General features: G+C 33.8%; 16 protein-coding genes. 7 read left to right on the forward strand and 9 right to left on the reverse strand.

The window, feature by feature from the left end:
• Window positions 1-62: 62 nt before the first annotated feature.
• Window positions 63-950 carry a LysR family transcriptional regulator gene (locus H3T96_RS03725; protein WP_144091521.1) on the reverse strand — a complete coding sequence of 296 codons (888 nt, stop codon included), beginning with the start codon at window positions 948-950 and terminating at the stop codon, window positions 63-65.
• A 102-nt stretch (window positions 951-1,052) separates the two neighbouring features.
• Here H3T96_RS03725 and H3T96_RS03730 point away from each other — a divergent pair, with 102 nt between their 5' ends.
• On the forward strand, window positions 1,053-1,718 hold the full coding sequence (locus tag H3T96_RS03730) for an NADPH-dependent F420 reductase (RefSeq protein ID WP_144091520.1): 666 nt from the start codon (window positions 1,053-1,055) through the stop codon (window positions 1,716-1,718).
• 115 nt (window positions 1,719-1,833) lie between these two features.
• Entirely contained in the window at window positions 1,834-2,622 is a 789-nt protein-coding gene (locus tag H3T96_RS03735) for an SDR family oxidoreductase (protein WP_144091519.1), read from the forward strand.
• A gap of 1,748 nt (window positions 2,623-4,370) precedes the next feature.
• Here H3T96_RS03735 and metG read toward each other — a convergent pair.
• Window positions 4,371-6,398 carry a methionine--tRNA ligase gene (metG, locus tag H3T96_RS03740; protein ID WP_144091518.1) on the reverse strand — a complete coding sequence of 676 codons (2,028 nt, stop codon included), beginning with the start codon at window positions 6,396-6,398 and terminating at the stop codon, window positions 4,371-4,373.
• A 257-nt stretch (window positions 6,399-6,655) separates the two neighbouring features.
• Between metG and apbC the strand changes: the two genes are divergently transcribed.
• On the forward strand, window positions 6,656-7,723 hold the full coding sequence (gene apbC, locus H3T96_RS03745) for an iron-sulfur cluster carrier protein ApbC (protein WP_144091517.1): 1,068 nt from the start codon (window positions 6,656-6,658) through the stop codon (window positions 7,721-7,723).
• 94 nt (window positions 7,724-7,817) lie between these two features.
• On the opposite strand, the gene H3T96_RS03750 is transcribed toward apbC, so the two are convergent.
• The gene (locus H3T96_RS03750; RefSeq protein ID WP_086326729.1) at window positions 7,818-8,561 is read right to left on the reverse strand and encodes a phosphatase PAP2 family protein; all 744 of its coding nucleotides are present in this window, start codon (window positions 8,559-8,561) and stop codon (window positions 7,818-7,820) included.
• A 323-nt stretch (window positions 8,562-8,884) separates the two neighbouring features.
• Window positions 8,885-9,238: a DMT family protein gene (locus tag H3T96_RS03755; protein ID WP_144091516.1), complete on the reverse strand. Its 354-nt coding sequence runs from the start codon at window positions 9,236-9,238 to the stop codon at window positions 8,885-8,887.
• Window positions 9,239-9,471: 233 nt separating this feature from the next.
• Here H3T96_RS03755 and tpx point away from each other — a divergent pair, with 233 nt between their 5' ends.
• Window positions 9,472-9,984, forward strand: coding sequence for a thiol peroxidase (gene tpx, locus H3T96_RS03760; protein WP_144091515.1), 513 nt, complete (start codon window positions 9,472-9,474; stop codon window positions 9,982-9,984).
• 142 nt (window positions 9,985-10,126) lie between these two features.
• Window positions 10,127-11,290 (forward strand): sugar transporter, encoded by a 1,164-nt coding sequence (locus H3T96_RS03765; RefSeq protein WP_065603577.1) that lies wholly within the window; start codon window positions 10,127-10,129, stop codon window positions 11,288-11,290.
• Window positions 11,291-11,356: 66 nt separating this feature from the next.
• Here H3T96_RS03765 and H3T96_RS03770 read toward each other — a convergent pair whose 3' ends face one another.
• Window positions 11,357-13,282 carry an ABC transporter ATP-binding protein gene (locus H3T96_RS03770; RefSeq protein ID WP_144091514.1) on the reverse strand — a complete coding sequence of 642 codons (1,926 nt, stop codon included), beginning with the start codon at window positions 13,280-13,282 and terminating at the stop codon, window positions 11,357-11,359.
• A gap of 225 nt (window positions 13,283-13,507) precedes the next feature.
• Between H3T96_RS03770 and H3T96_RS03775 the strand changes: the two genes are divergently transcribed.
• A complete protein-coding gene (locus tag H3T96_RS03775) occupies window positions 13,508-15,703 on the forward strand; it encodes a MerC domain-containing protein (RefSeq protein ID WP_144091513.1) in 2,196 nt (731 codons plus the stop codon).
• A 94-nt stretch (window positions 15,704-15,797) separates the two neighbouring features.
• On the opposite strand, the gene glyA is transcribed toward H3T96_RS03775, so the two are convergent.
• The 4 genes from glyA to H3T96_RS03795 all read right to left on the reverse strand — a co-directional run bounded on the left by glyA (window position 15,798) and on the right by H3T96_RS03795 (window position 18,508).
• Window positions 15,798-17,054, reverse strand: a complete 1,257-nt coding sequence (glyA, locus tag H3T96_RS03780; protein WP_039127514.1) for a serine hydroxymethyltransferase — start codon at window positions 17,052-17,054, stop codon at window positions 15,798-15,800.
• Window positions 17,055-17,268: 214 nt separating this feature from the next.
• Window positions 17,269-17,649 (reverse strand): hypothetical protein, encoded by a 381-nt coding sequence (locus tag H3T96_RS03785; RefSeq protein WP_198248588.1) that lies wholly within the window; start codon window positions 17,647-17,649, stop codon window positions 17,269-17,271.
• A 94-nt stretch (window positions 17,650-17,743) separates the two neighbouring features.
• On the reverse strand, window positions 17,744-18,088 hold the full coding sequence (locus tag H3T96_RS03790; RefSeq protein WP_144091512.1) for a hypothetical protein: 345 nt from the start codon (window positions 18,086-18,088) through the stop codon (window positions 17,744-17,746).
• Window positions 18,089-18,169: 81 nt separating this feature from the next.
• Window positions 18,170-18,508: a hypothetical protein gene (locus H3T96_RS03795; protein ID WP_039127520.1), complete on the reverse strand. Its 339-nt coding sequence runs from the start codon at window positions 18,506-18,508 to the stop codon at window positions 18,170-18,172.
• Between the two features lie 249 nt (window positions 18,509-18,757).
• Here H3T96_RS03795 and H3T96_RS03800 point away from each other — a divergent pair, with 249 nt between their 5' ends.
• On the forward strand, window positions 18,758-20,200 hold the full coding sequence (locus tag H3T96_RS03800) for an LTA synthase family protein (protein WP_144091511.1): 1,443 nt from the start codon (window positions 18,758-18,760) through the stop codon (window positions 20,198-20,200).
• Window positions 20,201-20,203 lie beyond the last annotated feature (3 nt).

Here is a 20,203-nt window from a genome sequence, read left to right on the forward strand (position 1 = left end):
TCTTAATAAAGCAAATCTGAATTTTTAAACTAATTTAAAACTTCAAAAAAACTTTCTATTTATCACATTGAATTAGTGATAAATTCAATAAACATCTTAAGTTTAGGAAGTTGCTGTTTATCAGCTTTATAAAGCAGATGAACTTCTCTAGCTGGTGGTAAAAAATCTTGTAATATTGGAAATAATTTATTCTGACGAATAAGCTCACTTAGCATTGATTGGGGTAACATCGTTATCCCCAAACCTTCGACAGCGGCATTTGCTAAAGCTAAAGTATCATTACTTTTTAATGTTCCTGATATGGGAATATTAATTACTTTTCCATTAATACTAAAAGGCCAAAGATAATCTTTTTTAGTTGGATTGACATATTGATAAATTAAACATTGATGTTTTTTTATATCATTAGGCGTTACCGGTATACCATTTTTAGCAAGATAAGTTGGTGAAGCTGCAAAAATAAGTTTGTAAGAATTGAGTTTACGAGCAATATAACTTGAATTAGATAATTCGCCAATTCGAAAAACAATATCAAAATCATCTTTAACTAAATCGACATAGCGATCACTTAATTGAAGATCAACATTTACTTTTGGATAGCATCTCATAAAACGACTAAGCACAGAAATCAAATTAAAATGTCCATAACTCACTGGCGCACTGATTCGAAGCCGACCTTTAGGCTCCTCAATAAATTGTTGCGCTAATGTTTTTGAACTTTTCACTTCATCAAGGATGAATAAACACTTTTCATAATATTGTTTACCAAACTCGGTTAACTTTTGCGACCGTGTCGTACGATTCAGCAACTTTAAACCTAAATAATTTTCTAAAAATACCACATATTTGGCGATCATTTGTGGTGATGTATTTAGTGAAATGGCTGAAGCTGCAAATGAACCTGTTTTTACGGTCAATACAAAAGCTTCCATACTTCTTAAAAGATCCACATTACCAACCTCTAGTTGTTAATAAAACAATTTTGATATCATTTATTCTCTTTTATTTTAAGAGAATAATATAACAAATTCATTTATGACTTAGGAATTAATATGTTAAAAAAAATTGGAATAATCGGAGCTGGATTTGTTGGTCAAGCTTGGGCTAAATTATTTATTCAAACTGGATATCAAGTCATGTTATGTAACTCACGAGATAAAAACACATTATTTAGTGTAGCAAGCAGTTTGGGTTGTGAAATTGGTAGTCAAGAAGAAACAATTGATTTCAGTGATATTATTCTCGTTGCAATTCCTTTTATCAATTATCAACAATTGCCAACGGATCTTCTCAGTAATAAGATCGTTCTTGATACAATGAATTACTACCCCGATCGTGATGGACACATTGAACAATTAGATTCCTATCAAACAACCACAAGTGAATTAGTCGCCCAGCATCTTTGTAAATCAAAAATAGTTAAAGTATTTAATGCCATTCTTGCTAGAGATATATTAAAAGATGCAAAACCATATGATAAAACAAATCGAAGAGCACTTCCTATCGCAGGTAATGATGATTTAGCAAAACAAACTGTATATGAATTAATTAATCAAGTCGGATTTGACTATATCGATATAGGAAACTTATCTGAAAGTTGGCGTTTTGAACGTGCTAAACCAGCTTATTGTGTGCCACTCAATCTTGAGCAATTACAGCAGGCATTATCTAAAGCTGATAGAAAACTTGAATTACCACATAACTCATGGAAATCCTAAGTTAAAATATAAAACTCTATCATCTTAATATTTTTACAATTAAAGATGATTTTAAGAAGTTAATTTAATCATTAAGCAAAATTTAAGTAACAATTTCAAAAATGGATATGAAAAAATGGTCAATACAGATTTAAGATATACTGTCATTACTGGCGCAAGTTCAGGAATAGGTTACGCAACTGCCATCGCATTTGCAAAACGAAATAAACCACTAATTGTTATTGCTAGACGACAAGAACAGTTAACTTTACTCAAACAAAAAATTGCCGATATTAATCCTGAATTAGATGTCATTATAAAAAAATGTGACTTATCGGTATCTAGCAATGTGCATTCACTTTTTACCGATTTAGAACCATATTTTATTGAAACATGGATCAATAATGCTGGTTTTGGTCATTATGGCAGTGTTGGCGAGCAAGATTTAAACAAAATAGAGTCAATGTTGCATTTAAATATTGAGGCATTAACTATCCTATCAACGCTCTATGTGCGTAAATATCATAATCAACCAGATACGCAACTTATCAATATTTCATCAAGAGGAGGATATACTATCGTTCCAAATGCAGTCACTTATTGCGCAACTAAGTTTTACGTCAATGCCTTTACCGAAGGATTAGCGCAAGAATTGATACAAGCTAATGCACCGTTACGAGCAAAAGTTCTCGCTCCCGCAGCAACGCAAACCGAATTTGGAAAAAAAGCCAATAATACTGATGAATATGATTATGATAAACGTTTTGCAAAATATCATTCCGCCGATGAAATGGCGCAATTTTTGTTAGCTCTGTATGATAGCGATAAAATCATTGGGGAGATCAACACGAAAGATTTTTCATTTTCGTTAAAAGACAGCATATTTCCTTATTCTGGAAATCCTTCGCAAAATCAAAAAAGTTAAGGGAAATATTAATTTATTTTATCCATTAATAACAAGATCGGATGTAAAGTTTATAAATTTAAAGATAGACAATATTTTTATCTAACATTACTAACCGACGACACTTGGGGGATAACAACATTGCTATCCCCCTAGCCTTTCATTTATAACATAATACTAAAATTAAAATAATGGCAATAGGATTTATTATTAAGGATTTCAATTATTAGCTATGACCGATAATAGCAGCTTAAATTCAATAAATTTTATACTGAAACGTATACTTAATCTGAAACTTTTTTACAAAAAAGCGCTCTGACATGTACATAAATTAAGGTTATGGCAACCTAATTGCCGATATGTGAAAATATTTTTGGATGAGATTCATCAATAACTCTATTTTAGCTATTCTGTCCTCAACTTTTAACTGCGCCATCTAATGAATAACTATCGTTCATTAATTATTGGATAAGAATGATTTTTTAATATTTGCTAACTTAAGTAAGTTTCTAAAAATTTATTGCTATTTGTTGAATATGCATCGCGAAGTAATATTGGATTACGTTAACAGGTATGAAAGTAAAGTGCCGTGATTTAAACGCAGATTTTATTATTGAACGATTATTACACCCGATAAAACGGTAATGCTATTTGCAAAAGATACCGAATGAGATTTTATTTGATAAAGTCGACAAAAACAGAAATGGTTACATGATAGTTAGTTAAATAAACATTTATAATCGAAAAAGAGACTTAAATAAATATTACCTTAATGAATAAATTTTTATACTAAAACGTGTGTGTAACCTCAAACATCTTAACAAGTGTATGAACTTGTTAAGATGTTATTTTAAAAATACAGAACAGTAATGCTATTTGCAAAAGATACCGAATGAGATCTTATTTGATAAAGTCGACAAAAACAGAAATGGTTACATGATAGTTAGTTAAATAAACATTTATAATCGAAAAAGAGACTTAAATAAATATTACCTTAATGAATAAATTTTTATACTAAAACGTATGCATAACCTCAAACATCTTAACAAGCATATGAACTTGTTAAGATGTTATTTTAAAAATACAGAACAGTAATGCTATTTGCAAAAGATACCGAATGAGATCTTATTTGAGAGGGTCGACAAAAACAGAAATGGTTACATGATAGTTAGTTAAATAAACATTTATAATCAAAAAAGGGACTTAAATAAATATTACTTTAATGAATAAATTTTTATATTTAAACGTATGCATAACCTCAAACATCTTAACAAGCATATGAACTTGTTAAGATGTTATTTTAAAAATACAGAAGAGTGATGCTATTTGCAAAAGATACCGAATGAGATTTTATTTGATAAAGTCGACAAAAACAGAAATGGTTACATGATAGTTAGTTAAATAAACATTTATAATCGAAAAAGAGACTTAAATAAATATTACCCTAATGAATAAATTTTCATACTAAAACGTATGCATAACCTCAAACATCTTAACAAGCATATGAACTTGTTAAGATGTTATTTTAAAAATACAGAACAGTAATGCTATTTGCAAAAGATACCGAATGAGATTTTATTTGATAAAGTCGACAAAAACAGAAATGGTTACATGATAGTTAGTTAAATAAACATTTATAATCGAAAAAGAGACTTAAATAAATATTACTTTAATGAATAAATTTTTATACTAAAACGTGTGTGTAACCTCAAACATCTTAACAAGTGTATGAACTTGTTAAGATGTTATTTTAAAAATGTAGATATGAATTATGAAATTCGCATACCTGGTTTTGCTCCGCTATCCGGTGATAAAAGGTAAACACCCTCACCATCGTCTTTACCACTTGCACAAAGAACCATACCTTCTGAAACGCCAAAACGCATTTTACGAGGAGCTAAGTTTGCAATCATAATCGTTAAACGACCAATTAAAACTTGAGGATCAGGATAAAATTGTTTTATGCCCGAAAACACATTACGCGTTTCATCACCAATATCGAGAGTCAATTGCAATAATTTATCTGAACCTTCTACAAAAGTAGCATTCTTGATTAATGCAACACGCATATCAACTTTAGCAAAATCATCAAAATTAATGGTATCAGCAATTGGCTCAGCTACTTTTTCTTTAGCAGGTACTGTCGATGTCGTTAATTCTTTAGTTTCTTCTATCATTGCAGTAATTTTATCCATATCAATTCGGTTAAATAAGGCTTTAAAGCGATTAATTGTATGTCCAGTTAAGGCGTTATCAATACCTCGCCATTCTAATTGGCTATTTAAAAACTCTTCGGTACGCTGTGCTAATGATGGCACAACAGGTTTTAAGTAAGTCATTAGAATACGGAATAGGAAAATACCCATTGAACAAATATCTTGTAAAGCTTGATCTTGTCCTTCTTGTTTAGCCACAACCCACGGTGCTTTTTCGTCAATATAGCGATTTGCTTCATCTGCTAATGCCATAATTTCGCGAATAGCCTTACTTGATTCACGTTGTTCATAGTAATCGGCAATCACTTTGGCCTTTTCAACAAATTGCGCATAAAGCTCTGGCTCCGCAACTTTATCAGATAATTTGCCATCAAAACGTTTGCTAATAAATCCAGCCGAACGCGATGCGATGTTCACAACTTTATTTACTAAATCACTATTAACACGTTGTACAAAATCTTCTAAATTTAAATCAATATCATCAATATGTGGTGATAATTTTGCAGCATAATAGTAGCGCAAACAATCTGGATCTAAATGTCTTAAGTAAGTGCTTGCTTGAATAAAAGTACCTCGTGATTTAGACATCTTCGCACCATCAACCGTAACATAGCCATGTACAAAAATATTGGACGGTTTACGATGTTCACTACCATCAAGCATCGCTGGCCAAAATAGGCTGTGGAAATAGACAATATCTTTACCAATAAAGTGATAAAGTTCAGTACTTGAATCTTTACTCCAGAATTCATCAAAGATTGCTTTGTTATTTTTATTACAATAATTAAGGAAAGAGCCCATATAACCGATTGGCGCATCTAACCAAACATAAAAATATTTGCCCGGTGCATCAGGAATTTCAAAACCAAAATAAGGAGCATCACGGCTGATATCCCATGGTTGCAAACCTGCTTCAAACCACTCTTGCATTTTATTTGCTACTTGTTCTTGCAATGTACCAGAACGGATCCAAGCTTGTAACATGTTTGAAAAAGCAGGCAGATCAAAAAAGAAATGTTCTGATTCTTTCAAAATTGGCGTTGCGCCCGAAACAACTGATTTAGGATCAATCAAATCAGTCGGATTATAAGTAGCACTACATACTTCACAGTTGTCACCATATTGATCGGGTGCTTTACAACGAGGACATGTGCCTTTAACAAAACGATCGGGTAAAAACATCTGTTTTTCTGGATCGAATAATTGCGAAATAACTTTAGTTTTAATATAACCGTTAGCTTTTAAACGCTTATAGATTTGTTCTGATATTTGACGATTTTCAGGGCTATGAGTTGAATGGTAATTATCATAACTAATGTTAAAACCAGCAAAATCGCGTTGATGTTCAATTTTAACTTCTTCAATCATCTGCTCTGGTGTAATACCTAATTGCTGAGCTTTAAGCATAATTGGCGTACCGTGCGCATCATCGGCACAAATAAAATAGATTTCGTTACCGCGCATACGTTGAAAACGTACCCAGACATCCGCTTGAATATGTTCAAGCATATGACCTAAATGAATTGAACCGTTTGCATATGGAAGTGCACAAGTCACCAATATTTTGCGTTGCGTTGTCATGTTAATTAATTACCTTCTATTACATAATGACAGAAATAGTACATCAAACGTGTGATTATCGCTAGATTTATGCCATAATTTGATAAAATTTCTTTATATACTCAACAGTATTGTAAAGTGTCAAAGCCCAAAATGTTAGATTTAAGAAATCTGCAACACTATATTTTACACTTTATAAATAAAGGCAATACTTGAAATAGTCTAAAGTCAAAGCAATATGAGTATAAAGTAAATGCACAAAAAATAAGGCTAATATCATGGAAGCGAAAAAAATTCTGGAAAATTTTACTCATCCTACCTTACAAAAAAATTTGATTGAACTTGGTGCAGTTAAAACTTGTGAAATAGTCGATCAAATTCTAACCATAAAGTTAATTATGCCATTTGCATGGCAAGTTGCTTTTGAAGAACTTAAATCAGCGCTCACGCCACAGTTACTCAAACTTACCGATGTTAAAGAAGTAAAATGGCATATTGAATACAATATCGCTACACTTAAGCGTGCCAACAACCAACATGCAATAAACAATATAAAAAATATTATTGCCATTAGCTCTGGTAAAGGTGGTGTTGGTAAATCGTCAACTGCCGTTAATATAGCACTTGCACTACAAAAACAAGGCGCCAGTGTAGGTATTTTAGATGCAGATATTTATGGCCCATCCATTCCCACCATGTTAGGTACAGAAAAACAACAACCCTTAACACCAGATAATAAACACATGACACCCATAATGGCTTATGGACTCGCCAGTAATTCAATTGGCTATTTAGTGGATTCTGATGGTGCAATGGTATGGCGTGGTCCAATGGCCAGTAAAGCTTTATTGCAAATCTTACAAGACACATTTTGGCCTGAACTTGATTATCTAGTTATTGATATGCCGCCAGGAACGGGCGATATTCAGTTAACGCTTGCGCAAAGTATTCCCGTTACAGCCGCGGTCATTGTTACAACTCCACAAGATATTGCACTCATTGATGCTAAAAAAGGGATTACCATGTTTACTAAAGTTAATATTCCTACTTTGGGTATTATTGAAAATATGAGTTACCATATTTGTGAAAACTGTGGTCATCACGAAGCAATTTTTGGCGAAGGCGGTGCAAAGCGTCTATCTGAACAATATCAAACATCGTTACTCGGACAGATCCCCTTACATAAAATTTTGCGCCAAGATCTGGATACAGGTAAACCAACGGTTATTAATCATCCAGAAAGTGAATTTACCCAAATTTATTGTCAAATTGCAGGCCGCATTGCCAGCGAGCTTTATTGGCAAGGTCAAGCGATCTTACCGGATATATCCTTTAAAGCACTTTAGTACGCAAAAATATATTGGCTTTTAACGACTAAAAGCCAATATCAAAATAAATTTTAAAAAATAGTAATCGAATAAAGCCTTTCAGATTTGATATTTACTTTTTCAATTGACTAAATTCCGCTTTAGCTTTAACTAACTGTTTATTAAACTCTTCATTGGTATGTAACTGTGCGACCACGGCGGCAGCCATCACTTTGGCTGCATCAACATCACTTTGCCAATGATAACCACAAATTACTCGACTTTCCCCAATTTCATAGCCACGTTTTAAAATCTCGTTTTGGCGTTGTGGGTTTATTTCGGCAAGCACTAACGAAATAGCAAATCCTAAAGTAGTATGCCCTGATGGATAAGAACCATTGGTTGATAATGTTTTCTCATCTTCAGGTCGACAAGTTGGTTCTTTGAAAAATGAAAATGGTCGAACCCGATTATAATGAACTTTTGCAGATCGTGTTGCAAGATCACCCGCATCTTCTTTCATTGTAGTAATAAGCTTGTAAATCTCTGGTGTTTTAGTGCTCGAAATCTCATAACCAAAAGAGGGGGAAAATTGTTTAGTAACATTATCTTTTGTCGCATCCGCATCTAAATATGCCTGATGTCCTCGTTCCGTATTACGCATGGATTTCCCCCAATCATATTGAGCTTTATCTCTAAGAAATTCAATACTATTGTAAGCGGGTGGTTGCGGCAAAAGTAATAAACTATCTGGAGCTTGATCTACTCTAAGGTAATAATCTTGCGGATCAGTTGTTACATCCTTTGCTTCAATGGCAAACACATTCGTACATAACAAAGAACAAATGATAATACTCTTTACAAAAACTTTTTGCATACCTATCTCCTCAATAAAAAATAATATTTGAAATTTAGTCAGTTACTTTAATAATCTAAATTTACTTACTCATTTTTTAAAGTGATAAAAAGCATTTACTTTAGATTGTTAAATCACTGCTGAATAATACTGACTTATTTATTAATTGATTAATCATAAATTGGATTTTATATTAATAAATCATGATGTTTTATTATGTGACAAGAGTCACATTTCAATATTAAACAACGTATACGACTGAATCTAAAAATTTTATAAAAAGTATCGTTTTGGATTAAAGAGTAGAAAAACTAAACTACCCATCAACTGATTCTAACCTTCCATTACACAAAGATTTTGTCACGAAACATAAAAAACACGGCATCAAGCAGACATAAACCAGCCCAAATAAAATCAGTTTTAAAAGGCTCTTTTAAGATAAAGATTGAAAATGGAATAAAGACAGATAAACTAATTACTTCTTGAATAATTTTTAACTGACCCGCGGTTGCGACTTGAAAACCAATCCGATTGGTTGGAACTTGCAATAAATATTCAAAAAGTGCAATTCCCCTGCTAATAAACACTGCAATAATCCAAGTTTGATTATGCAAAAAGCGTAAATGCCCATACCAAGCAAACGTCATAAAAAAATTACTTAAAATGAGTAAACAGACAGTAATAACAAGTTGATTCATAATAATCATAAATGTATTAAAATCAGGGAATATCATTATATACCTTTGCATAAATAACAGACAAAAGGGTGAGGTTATTTTTTGGTTTTATTGCATTGCTATCAACAAATTTAATAATGAGATCAATTATGGATTTTAAGCAAAGTAAATTATTGCTGCTTATTGATTCTAGCTTTATAGTAAATGAAAATTAAAAACGTCATTCACTTCAACTCGACACAAAGGAAACCATTATGCAAAAAAGAGTAAATCAAGTTACCATGAAAGGTCATCCTATCACGTTACTCGGACCTGAAATCAAAGTTGGTGATAAGGCGCCTGATTTTGTTGTCGAAAATAACAAAATGCAACCGGTAAAATTATCGGATTTTAAAGGTAAAGTCAGAATTATTAACTCAGTTCCCTCCATTGATACTTCGGTATGTAGTGCTCAAGTGCATCGTTTTAATGTCGAAGCAACAAAATTAAAAAATACCATTATATTTTCAGTCAGTGTCGATTTACCTTTTGCATTAAATCGCTATTGTTCAGCAGACGGAATTGATGAGGTTAAAGTGACATCAGATCACAAGAATCTCGATTTTGGATTAAAATATGGTGTTGTAATTGAAGAAATGCGTTTATTGGCACGCGCGGTATTTGTCATTGATAAAAACGATAAAATTGCTTATGTCGAATATGTTAAAGAGATCTCAAATGAACCTGATTACGATAAAATATTAAAGGTAGTCAAAACGATATTATAAAAATAAGCCTAATAATGAAGTTTATGCCACCTTACTACAACGGGTGGCCTTTGTTAAGATTTATTAATTCGATATATGTAACAATGGTCAATATTCAGTTATAATTACCACTAATCAATTTATCCCATCTTTAAGTAAAATCATGAATAATGCTAAAAAGCGCTCTCGGATCTGGTCGTCGATTCTTTGTTTAGCTTTTGCTGGATTTATTTTCAATACCACCGAATTTGTACCGGTTGGTTTACTGCCTAATATTGCGGAAAGCTTTTCGATGGATGTCGCTCATGCAGGGTTATTATTAACGATATACGCTTGGGCGGTATCATTACTATCATTACCCTTAACAGTATTAACATCCAAAATGGAGCGTCGTAAACTCCTTATTTTTCTGTTTTGTCTATTTATCGGTAGCCATCTATTAGCTGGCTTTGCTTGGAATTTTTATAGCTTAATGACAGCTCGTATTGGTATCGCTTGTGCACATGCAGTATTTTGGGCTATTACCACGCCATTAGCGGTTCGATTAGCGCCGAATGGCAAAAAGGCCAAAGCGATGAGCTTTATTGTAGTAGGCACATCTATGGCAACGGTACTCGGCATTCCTATTGGTACCAAAATAGGAGAATTAGTTGGTTGGCGTATCACGTTTTTATGTATTGGTGGCATTGCCTTTGGTATTTTAGTTTTATTGATTTACTTACTTCCTAAAGTACCTAGTATTAACACCATTTCTATCAAGGATCTACCCAAAGTGCTAAAACGTCCGGCCTTACTTAATATTTACTTATTAACGGCTATTATAATCACCGGACATTTTACTGCCTATACTTACATTACGCCATTTATGATGAGAGTGGGAGGATTCAGTCAAGAAATTGTCGTCCATCTATTATTAGTTATTGGATTTTCAGGCATGATTGGCAGTGTCATTTTCACTCGATACTCAAGTAAATACCCAACAGCGATATTAGTTATACCTGTAATATTATTGATGGCGTGCTTATTATCACTCTACTTCAGCTCATTTAATCTCTACACCGCGATGATGCAAGGCATGATCTGGGGATTAGCAATTACAATTATTGGTATGGTCATGCAAAGTAAAGTGATCGATGTAGCACCCGATGCAACTGACATTGCCACATCTGTTTATTCAGGAATTTATAATATTGGTATTGGCGGAGGAGCCTTTGTCGGCAGCCAAGTGTTAGTAAAACTGTCAACAGATTATATTGGGTTAGTCGGTGCTATTTTTGTGATCCTTGCGTTACTTCTTTTCTTCGTTTTATCCAAAAAAACTTGGTAAAAAGCAAATAAGCGCTGGTTGTAACAGCGCTTATTAATTTTGTTTATTGATTGGCAGTAAAATTCATTACTGCTGACTAAGTGCTTCTAACTGTTCCCAGCGGTCAAACACAGCTTCTAATTCGGCTTCTTTATCACTTAATGATTGTAAAATGGGACTGGTTATATCATGAGGTTGATTAAAAAAGTCACTTTGACCAATTTGCGCTTGTAAATCAGCAATCGCAATTTCAAGCTGTTCTATTTTGCTTGGCAACTGGGCTAATTCACGTTGTTCGTTATAGCTAAGTTTTACTTTCTTTTTAACCGCAGATTCTTTATTCTGATTATTGACCGTATTTGATTCTTTTTTAGGTTGTTGACTGCTATTTACCGTCGAAACTTTAACGGGTTGAGCCTGCTGCTGTTGTTGCAACGCATCAGCATAACCTCCAGCATAAATACCAATATGCCCTTTATCTTCGAAGAACCAACATTGCGTAACAACATTATCAACAAATTGCCGATCATGGCTTACCAATAAAACAGTTCCTTGATAATCATTGACCAGTTCTTCTAACAATTCCAACGTTTCAATATCTAAATCGTTTGTTGGTTCGTCTAATACCAGTAAATTGCTAGGTTTTAAGAACAGTTTTGCCAATAACAATCGGTTACGTTCTCCGCCAGACAATGCCCTAACTGGCGTTCTGGCTCGTTTAGGTGGAAACAAGAAATCCTGCAAATAACCCAATACATGACGCGAACGACCGTTTACCATCACCTCTTGCTTGCCTTCGGCCAAGTTATCCATTACTGTTTTTTCGGGATCCAGCTCTAAACGATGCTGATCAAAATAGGCGACCTCAAGCTTAGTGCCACAATGTACGCTGCCCGAAGTTGGTGTTAAATTACCAAGCATCAGTTTTAACAAAGTCGTTTTACCAATACCATTAGGACCAATCAGGGCAATCTTATCACCTCGTAAAACTTGCACTGAAAAGTCATTGACTAATAATTTATCATCAACTTGATAAGTCACGTTTTCCAATTCAAAAACGATTTTTCCGGAACGTAACGCTTCCTCAATTTGCATTTTAGCGCTGCCCATCACTTTACGACGCTCAGAATACTCTTGTCGCATAGCTTTCAATGCTCGTACACGCCCTTCATTACGAGTACGACGCGCTTTGATACCTTGACGGATCCACACCTCTTCTTGCGCTAATTTTTTATCGAATTCGGCGTTTTGCAGCTCTTCAACACGCAACGCTTCTTCTTTACCAAGTAAGTAATTATCATAATTACCACTCCAAGAGGCGATTTTGCCACGATCTAAATCAATAATTCGTGTCGCCATTTGACGAATGAATGAACGGTCATGTGAAATAAATACAATGCTACCATTAAAGCTTTTTAAAAATTCTTCTAACCATTTAATGGTTTCAATGTCTAAATGGTTAGTTGGTTCATCAAGTAATAAAACGGTTGGTTGACAAACCAAAGCTTTAGCTAAAGCAGCCTTACGCAGCCAACCTCCAGAAAGTGATGATAATTGAGCTTCACTATCTAGGGATAACGATGAAATCACATTACGAATTCGATTTTCAAGTTGCCAACCATTTTGGTGATCGAGCTGTTCTTGCATTTTAGCTAGTTTCGCTAAATTACTTTCACTGGGTTCTTGCTCAACTCGATGCGATAATTCGTGATAATCTTTTAACAACTGAGCTTGTTCTTGTAATCCTTCCGCCACAAAATCGAATACATTACCTTGAACATCACGGGGCGGATCTTGTTGTAAGCGTGACACAACAACATTATTTTCATAAACAATTTGTCCTTCATCCAATGGTACTTCTTTATTAAGCACTTTAAGTAAAGTGGATTTACCTGCACCATTACGACCTACAAGACAAACGCGTTCGTTCACTTCGATCGACATATCAATATGATCTAATAAAGGCGCATCACTGAATGAAAGATAAGCATTGGTAAGATTAATTAATGACATATTTATGATTTTTATTTGGATATTAAATAATAAAGCGTTATTCTATCACAAAGTTGTGAAAGGCAGCTAAAAATCAACTTTCAAAGAAAGAAAACCCTTACAAAATGAGAACTACCCTTCTCTTCTATAACAAAAACAAATAGAGCTATATTTATTAATAATTATAGTTAAAAAAAATTATTACCAATTGAATATACTAATAATATTTTGGTGCGGAGGTTATTTATGAGTCATATGTGGACATTCCAACGAGTTGGTGGATTAGATCAAGTTGTATTTAAGAACGCTAACGACATTATCAATCTACCCGATTTAGATCCCAAATTGTGGGTAGCGTTAAGCTGCCCAACAACAGGTTTAGATTTTGATGAACGAACTTTAGCTTTACTCGATACTGACCAAGATGGACGCATTCGTATACCGGATATTTTAGATGCAATTAGTTGGACCAAAGACAAAATATTATCATTTCAGACGATTTTAAACTCCTCTGACACATTACCCTTATCTGAAATCAACACCTCAACAGAACAAGGTAAAAAACTGTCAGTTACAGCACACAGCATTCTTGCTAATTTAAATAAGCATGATATAAATTATTTAACCCAAGAAGATGTACAAGAGTCGATAAAAGTTAATGCAGGTAAACTTTACAATGGTGATTTAATTTTTCCACCTTCTGCCGAATTATCACCTGAAATGCAAACATTTATTCAAACCGCCATTAAAACAACCGGTGCCCAAAAAGATATGAGTGGGCAAGATGGTATTGACTTAGAGATTGCGCAAACTTTTGTTGATAATTTAAAAACTTGGCAGAAGTGGCAAACCGATATCAGTAATACCCAAACACCCTTTGGTGAAGACCGAGCAGAAATTTGGAAATTAGTCCAACTTTTAAAACCCAAAATTGATGATTATTTTTTACGTGTTGAATTGGCCGAGTATGCCCCACAAGCACAAACCGCACTTAATGTTGATGAAAAATATATTGTCCCAACTGAAAATGGTTTACTGTCAGACGAAGCTTTGGCTGAATTACCTTTATCAAAAATTGATTCCACCAATTATCTTGATTTAGTCAATGGGCTCAATCCACTTTGGAAAGATAAGATCAGTCGTTTTAAAACATTAGTTGCCTCATCATTATCAAATCCTGACCAACTTACCCAGCAAGAGTGGCAAAATATTCAACAAAGTTTACAAGCCTACACTACGCTAATTAGTTCAAAACCCGAACTGACTCAGTTAAAGGTTGCAACCGAACCAACAGCTAGTATAGAAGATATTCACAATGATGTTATTACCAGTTTGCTAAATTCGGATTTATTTACAGAATTTAAGCAGATGATCGAACAAGATAACCAAACCCCTATTTCAGCATCGGATGTACTTGTGCTTGAAAAGTTAGTTCTGTTTCATAAACATCTTTATCGTTTACTGGTTAATTTTGCCTCGTTTGCTGATTTCTTCTCACTTAAAAAAAGAGCCGCTTTCCAGCTTGGTAAACTGTATATTGATGGTCGCTGTGCTACCCTTTGTGTCGCCGTCGATAACATTGCCAAACATGCCAATATGGCAAATTATTCTGAGCTCTGTTTACTCTACTGCGAATGCACTCGTCAGGGTGAAAAGAAACTGATTGCGGCAGCGATGACCGCAGGACAAGGTGATTTATTGATTGAAGGTCGTAATGGTGTGTTTATTGATAATAATGGCAATGATTGGGATGCCAATGTGGTTAAAATAATCACCAAGCCAATTAGTATTCAACAAGCCATTTGGGCGCCTTATCAACGTATTGGTCGTTTAATTACCGAACAAATTAATAAGTGGGCAACAGACAAAGATGCTGATATAGATAAGTCTAGCGAACAAGCCTTACAAAATCCTGCTAATAAATTTGATATCGGTAAAAGTATGGGGATTTTTGCTGCAATTGGCTTAGCCATTGGTGCTATTGGCACAGCTTTAGCGTCTATCTTTCAGGCTATCTTTTCGCTCGCTTGGTGGCAATTTCCATTAGTCATTATTGGACTCTTTTTGATTGTATCTGGTCCTTCGGTGATTTTAGCATGGTTAAAACTACGTCGTCGTACTCTCGGACCATTACTTGAAGCATCGGGATGGGCCATTAATGGACAAGTAAAAATCAACTTAATGTTAGGAGGATTGCTCACAAGCAAAGCCGAACTGCCTGACAATGCTAAACGCAATTTAAGCGATCCATTGAAGCAACATCATCATAACTTCATCATTATTCTATGGTTAGCCATATTATTAGGTGTGGTTATTAGTGGTGGCTGGCTTTGGCACGAAGGTTATTTAGATAAAATTTTTGAACCACAACATCATACTGAACAAAATGTGCAACAACAGTCAGAGAAGCAAAACAATAGTAACACAAGTGAAAATCATTAAAAAAACAAAATGGCTATTGGAGATTTAATCCGATAGCCAATACAAACTAATTGCCGATCGATTTATCGGCAATGCTTAACTAAATAATAGTCAATCAATGTTGATAAACCGGTAAACGGCGACAAATATCTAACACTTTAGCTTTTACCGCTTGAATGGTTTGCTCGTCATCAATGTTATCTAACACATCACAAATCCAATTTGCCAACTCACGTGATTCTGTTTCTTTAAAACCTCGACGTGTAATGGCTGGTGAACCGATACGCACACCTGAAGTTACAAATGGACTTTGTGGATCTTTTGGTACACTATTTTTATTTACCGTAATGTTTGCGCTACCTAACGCGGCGTCTGCTTCTTTACCGGTAATTTTTTTATCGACTAGATCAATTAAAAATAGATGATTTTGCGTTTCGCCTGAAACCACTTTATAACCACGTTTCAAAATTACATCAACCATGGCTTGCGCATTTTTAATCACTTGATGTTGATACTCTTTATAGGCTGGTTCCATCGCTTCTTTTAAGGCTACAGCTTTGGCGGCAATCACATGCATTAAAGGCCCGCCTTGTGCACCAGGGAAAACCGCCGAATTTAATTTTTTATAAAGTTCTTCACTGCCACCTTTGGCTAGAATTAACCCGCCACGTGGTCCGCCTAATGTTTTATGAGTTGTCGTGGTAACAACATGAGCAAAAGGTACTGGATTAGGATATACGCCTGCTGCAACTAGACCTGCCACATGCGCCATATCCACAAACAAGAACGCTCCGACACTATCAGCAATTTCACGCATACGTTTCCAATCGACCACGCCTGAATAAGCAGAGAACCCACCAATAATCATTTTAGGTTTTGAATCTAAGGCTATTTTTTCTAATTGTTCATAATCAATATGGCCAGTTTCGTCTACACCATAAGCGACGACATTATATAATTTACCAGAAAAACTTACAGGTGAACCATGTGTTAGATGCCCGCCTTCTGACAAATTCATGCCTAGTACTGTATCACCTGGTTTTAATAATGCCATATAAACAGCAAAATTAGCCTGTGAACCCGAATGCGGTTGCACATTAGCATAATCAGCACCAAACAAAGTTTTTGCTCGCTCAATAGCTAAAGTCTCGACAATATCAACATACTCACAACCACCATAATAACGTTTGCCAGGGTAACCTTCGGCATATTTATTGGTTAATTGCGATCCTTGTGCTTGCATTACTCGAGGACTGGTATAATTTTCCGATGCGATTAATTCAAGATGATCCTCTTGACGTTGCTCTTCACCTTTAATTGCATCCCATAATTCTTTATCATAAGTGGCAATGGTCATATCTTTACTGAACATATTGACTCCTAGTTATTAATTGCATTAACTATTAAGCTTTACTGCACTGATTTAAAAAAAATCATCATTAGCAATTATCCTCACTTAATCAGCGTATTATTTCAATCTTTTTTTTTAATTATAAAAAAAATTTATATTAAAACGGTAATTAAATAAGGCTGTTTTTATTATTACCCTAATCTTTGAAAACTACTAGGAGTGACAATTTTAAGTCTCAAAATCCCCCTTCTTTTGAGACAAAATAAAATTCGCTAAAACCACCATACGAACAATCAATCCTATTTTTAGGTAATTCAACTGTATCAATTTTAGTGATAACTTGATAACTTTTGCCATCATCGTCATAAAAAACGAAATTATAGATATTTGTATAGATAAACTTCTTTTTAATCATTTTATTGGTGTTAATTTTTTTTTCTGATGCCAATAAATTTATTTTAGTTTTTGAAGAAGCTATATCCTCCTTAGCAAGGATGCCTTCATTCTGCATCCATGTCGCGGCAGTATTCATCGGAAAAGAAGCACAATCGGGTGCTTTAGCAAAGGAGTATGTTGACCATAACATTACTCCTACAATAAGAAAAATTTTTTTCATTTTATAACCTTATGTTTTAATTTTATTTTTACCTGTTTCCTTGACAAGTAAAATTGAACATTAATGGATTAAATCTTTTTTTTAATTTAATTGTTTAGTTTAAATGGTTGATCTGGCGTTTTGAAATAAAATAACTATCTACGTCACCAAAACATTCTGTTTTAGAGGCATTACTTTTAGTGATCACATCATAAGCTTTATTTTGATTATCATAAAAAATAAAATGATAAATTTGTGTATAAAGATTTTTACTTTTTTGTTCAGTCGCTAAAAGTGTGATTCTCATTTTTGATTCACTCAAGTTTTGACTATCAACAATATTACTACTTTTTAACCACTCTTTGGCTTTATCTAAAGACCAAGCTTTGCAATCAAGCTCTTGGGCGTGGGACATCAGTGGAAGTGATACCAACAGCATTAGAATAGAAAGTTTCCTCATATTATTACCTTAAAATTCCTTTGTTACTTTATAACAAGCATTAAAAATATTGAATTTACTAATATAATGTTATATTCACCATTAATGTACATTACTTTGTGATACTAAGTAATGATTGACCTGACTCATTGAGCATTCTTCGTCCGAAGCATTATTTTGAGTAATAACTTCGTAACTATTCCCTTTGTTATCGTAGAAAACAAAATGATAAATTTGATTATATAAACCTTTTTCGATCTCTTGTGATGCTAATTGGATAATTCGAGTTTTCGATTCATCTAAATCCACAATATCCACAATATTCATATTTTTTAGCCAACCTTCGGTCATATTCATAGGCCAAGTATAACAATCAGGTCCATTAGCAAAGGAGAGTAACGGACTAAACATAAACAATACAAAGATAGTTAATTTTTTCATATCATCACCTTTAATTATTCCTTTTACTTGATGAGGTTAATATTAAAACTGAAAAAGTTAATTGCCAATTATTTAATTAACATAAATCAATTTTACCTATAGATTATTATATAGAAATAAATAATTAAGTAATTATAAAAGTAACATGGCAAATCAATTTTGATTATCACAAAATTACAATAGCACTTTTTTATTTATTAATATTATGTATATACTGTTACCAAAATTGATTATTGAGTAACACGTTTTATGCCCTTATCTACGCTCGTTATTTTGCCTTTTTTGGTATTAACTATTATTTTTGCTTCACTATTTGAACAAAAAAAATGGCAATTAGTGACCATCACATTCATGACCGTTCTTATCGTGATGGAACTCACCTCTGTCTACTTTAGTGGTGGTTTTATTGACTATCAGTTTTATGTGAATTTAAATGTAAATGATATCATTGAAGGGTTATTCATTTTCAAACTGCAAGCAGTATTAGTTATTGCGGTCTTTTTAGGATTGGTATTTTTATTGTCAAAATTAGCCAATCTATGCAAATCTAAATGTCGGTTATTTATCCGCTTATTATTTGCCAGTCTTGCAATCATCTCAATAAGTTACCATAACGGCCCTTTAAGTCGTTTATATGAAATATATCAAGTAACAAGTGCACCTCGCGAACCATTTAAACAAGCACTAGCATCATTAAATATGGTTGATTATCCAACCAAAGATCAGATTGTGAGTCAAAAGGGCAAAAATATTATTGTTTTATCTCTTGAATCCTTTGAACAAGGTTTTTTAGATTTTGAAGAAATTACACCCAACTTACGACAGTTACGCCAAGATTATACTTTCTTTGCTAATATGCCAATGAGTGCTGGCAGTAGTTGGACTACCGCTTCAATGTATACTTATATGACAGGCATGCCGTTTCTAATTGGAGGATACACAACTTCCCCATTAATGAAAGCAGATCAAACACAATTAGTAAGCTTGGGTGATGTATTAAGACAAGCAGGCTACCAAACACGTTATGTAATGGCGGGTCCTAATTTCGCTGGAATTGGTCATACGGCAGGGTTATTTGGTATGCAAATCGTCTCGGAAGAAAATTATGTTGGTCAATACCCTAATGCCCCATTTGGATTATATGACAAGGATATTTTAGATATAGCTCAAAAACAAATTATCGATATGAATCAATCAGGTAAACCATTTGCGTTATTTATTTCAACAGTTTCAACTCATGCGCCGAATGGTTTTAATGATGAGCGCATGAAGTCAGTTATATCACCTAAAAATGATAATATGTCATTTGTTGCAGCTTCACTCGATTATAATGTTGGACAATTTATCCGACACTTAAAAGATAATGGATTATTAGATAATACTGTATTTTATATTTTCCCCGACCATTTAATGATGGGTGCAGGCACAGCAACAATTAATCGCCTATCAGAAAAAGAGCGTAAACTTTACTTACTGACCAATGCTAAGAGTGAAAATTTACATAAAACGCCCGATCAAGTCATCTACCAAATTGATTTACCGCGTTTAATTTTAAATGGCGCACAAGTTGAAAGTAATGCTAAATTTTTAACAGATTACCTAACTGAGCCAAATTTCAATAAAAAACAATTTATTGAACAAAATAAATCAAAAATTGCAACAATAAATAACTCTGCGCAACTATTTAAATAGGTA

The organism is Gilliamella sp. W8136, assembly GCF_016101285.1.
In the GTDB taxonomy this organism is placed as follows: Bacteria; Pseudomonadota; Gammaproteobacteria; order Enterobacterales; family Orbaceae; genus Gilliamella; species Gilliamella apicola_N.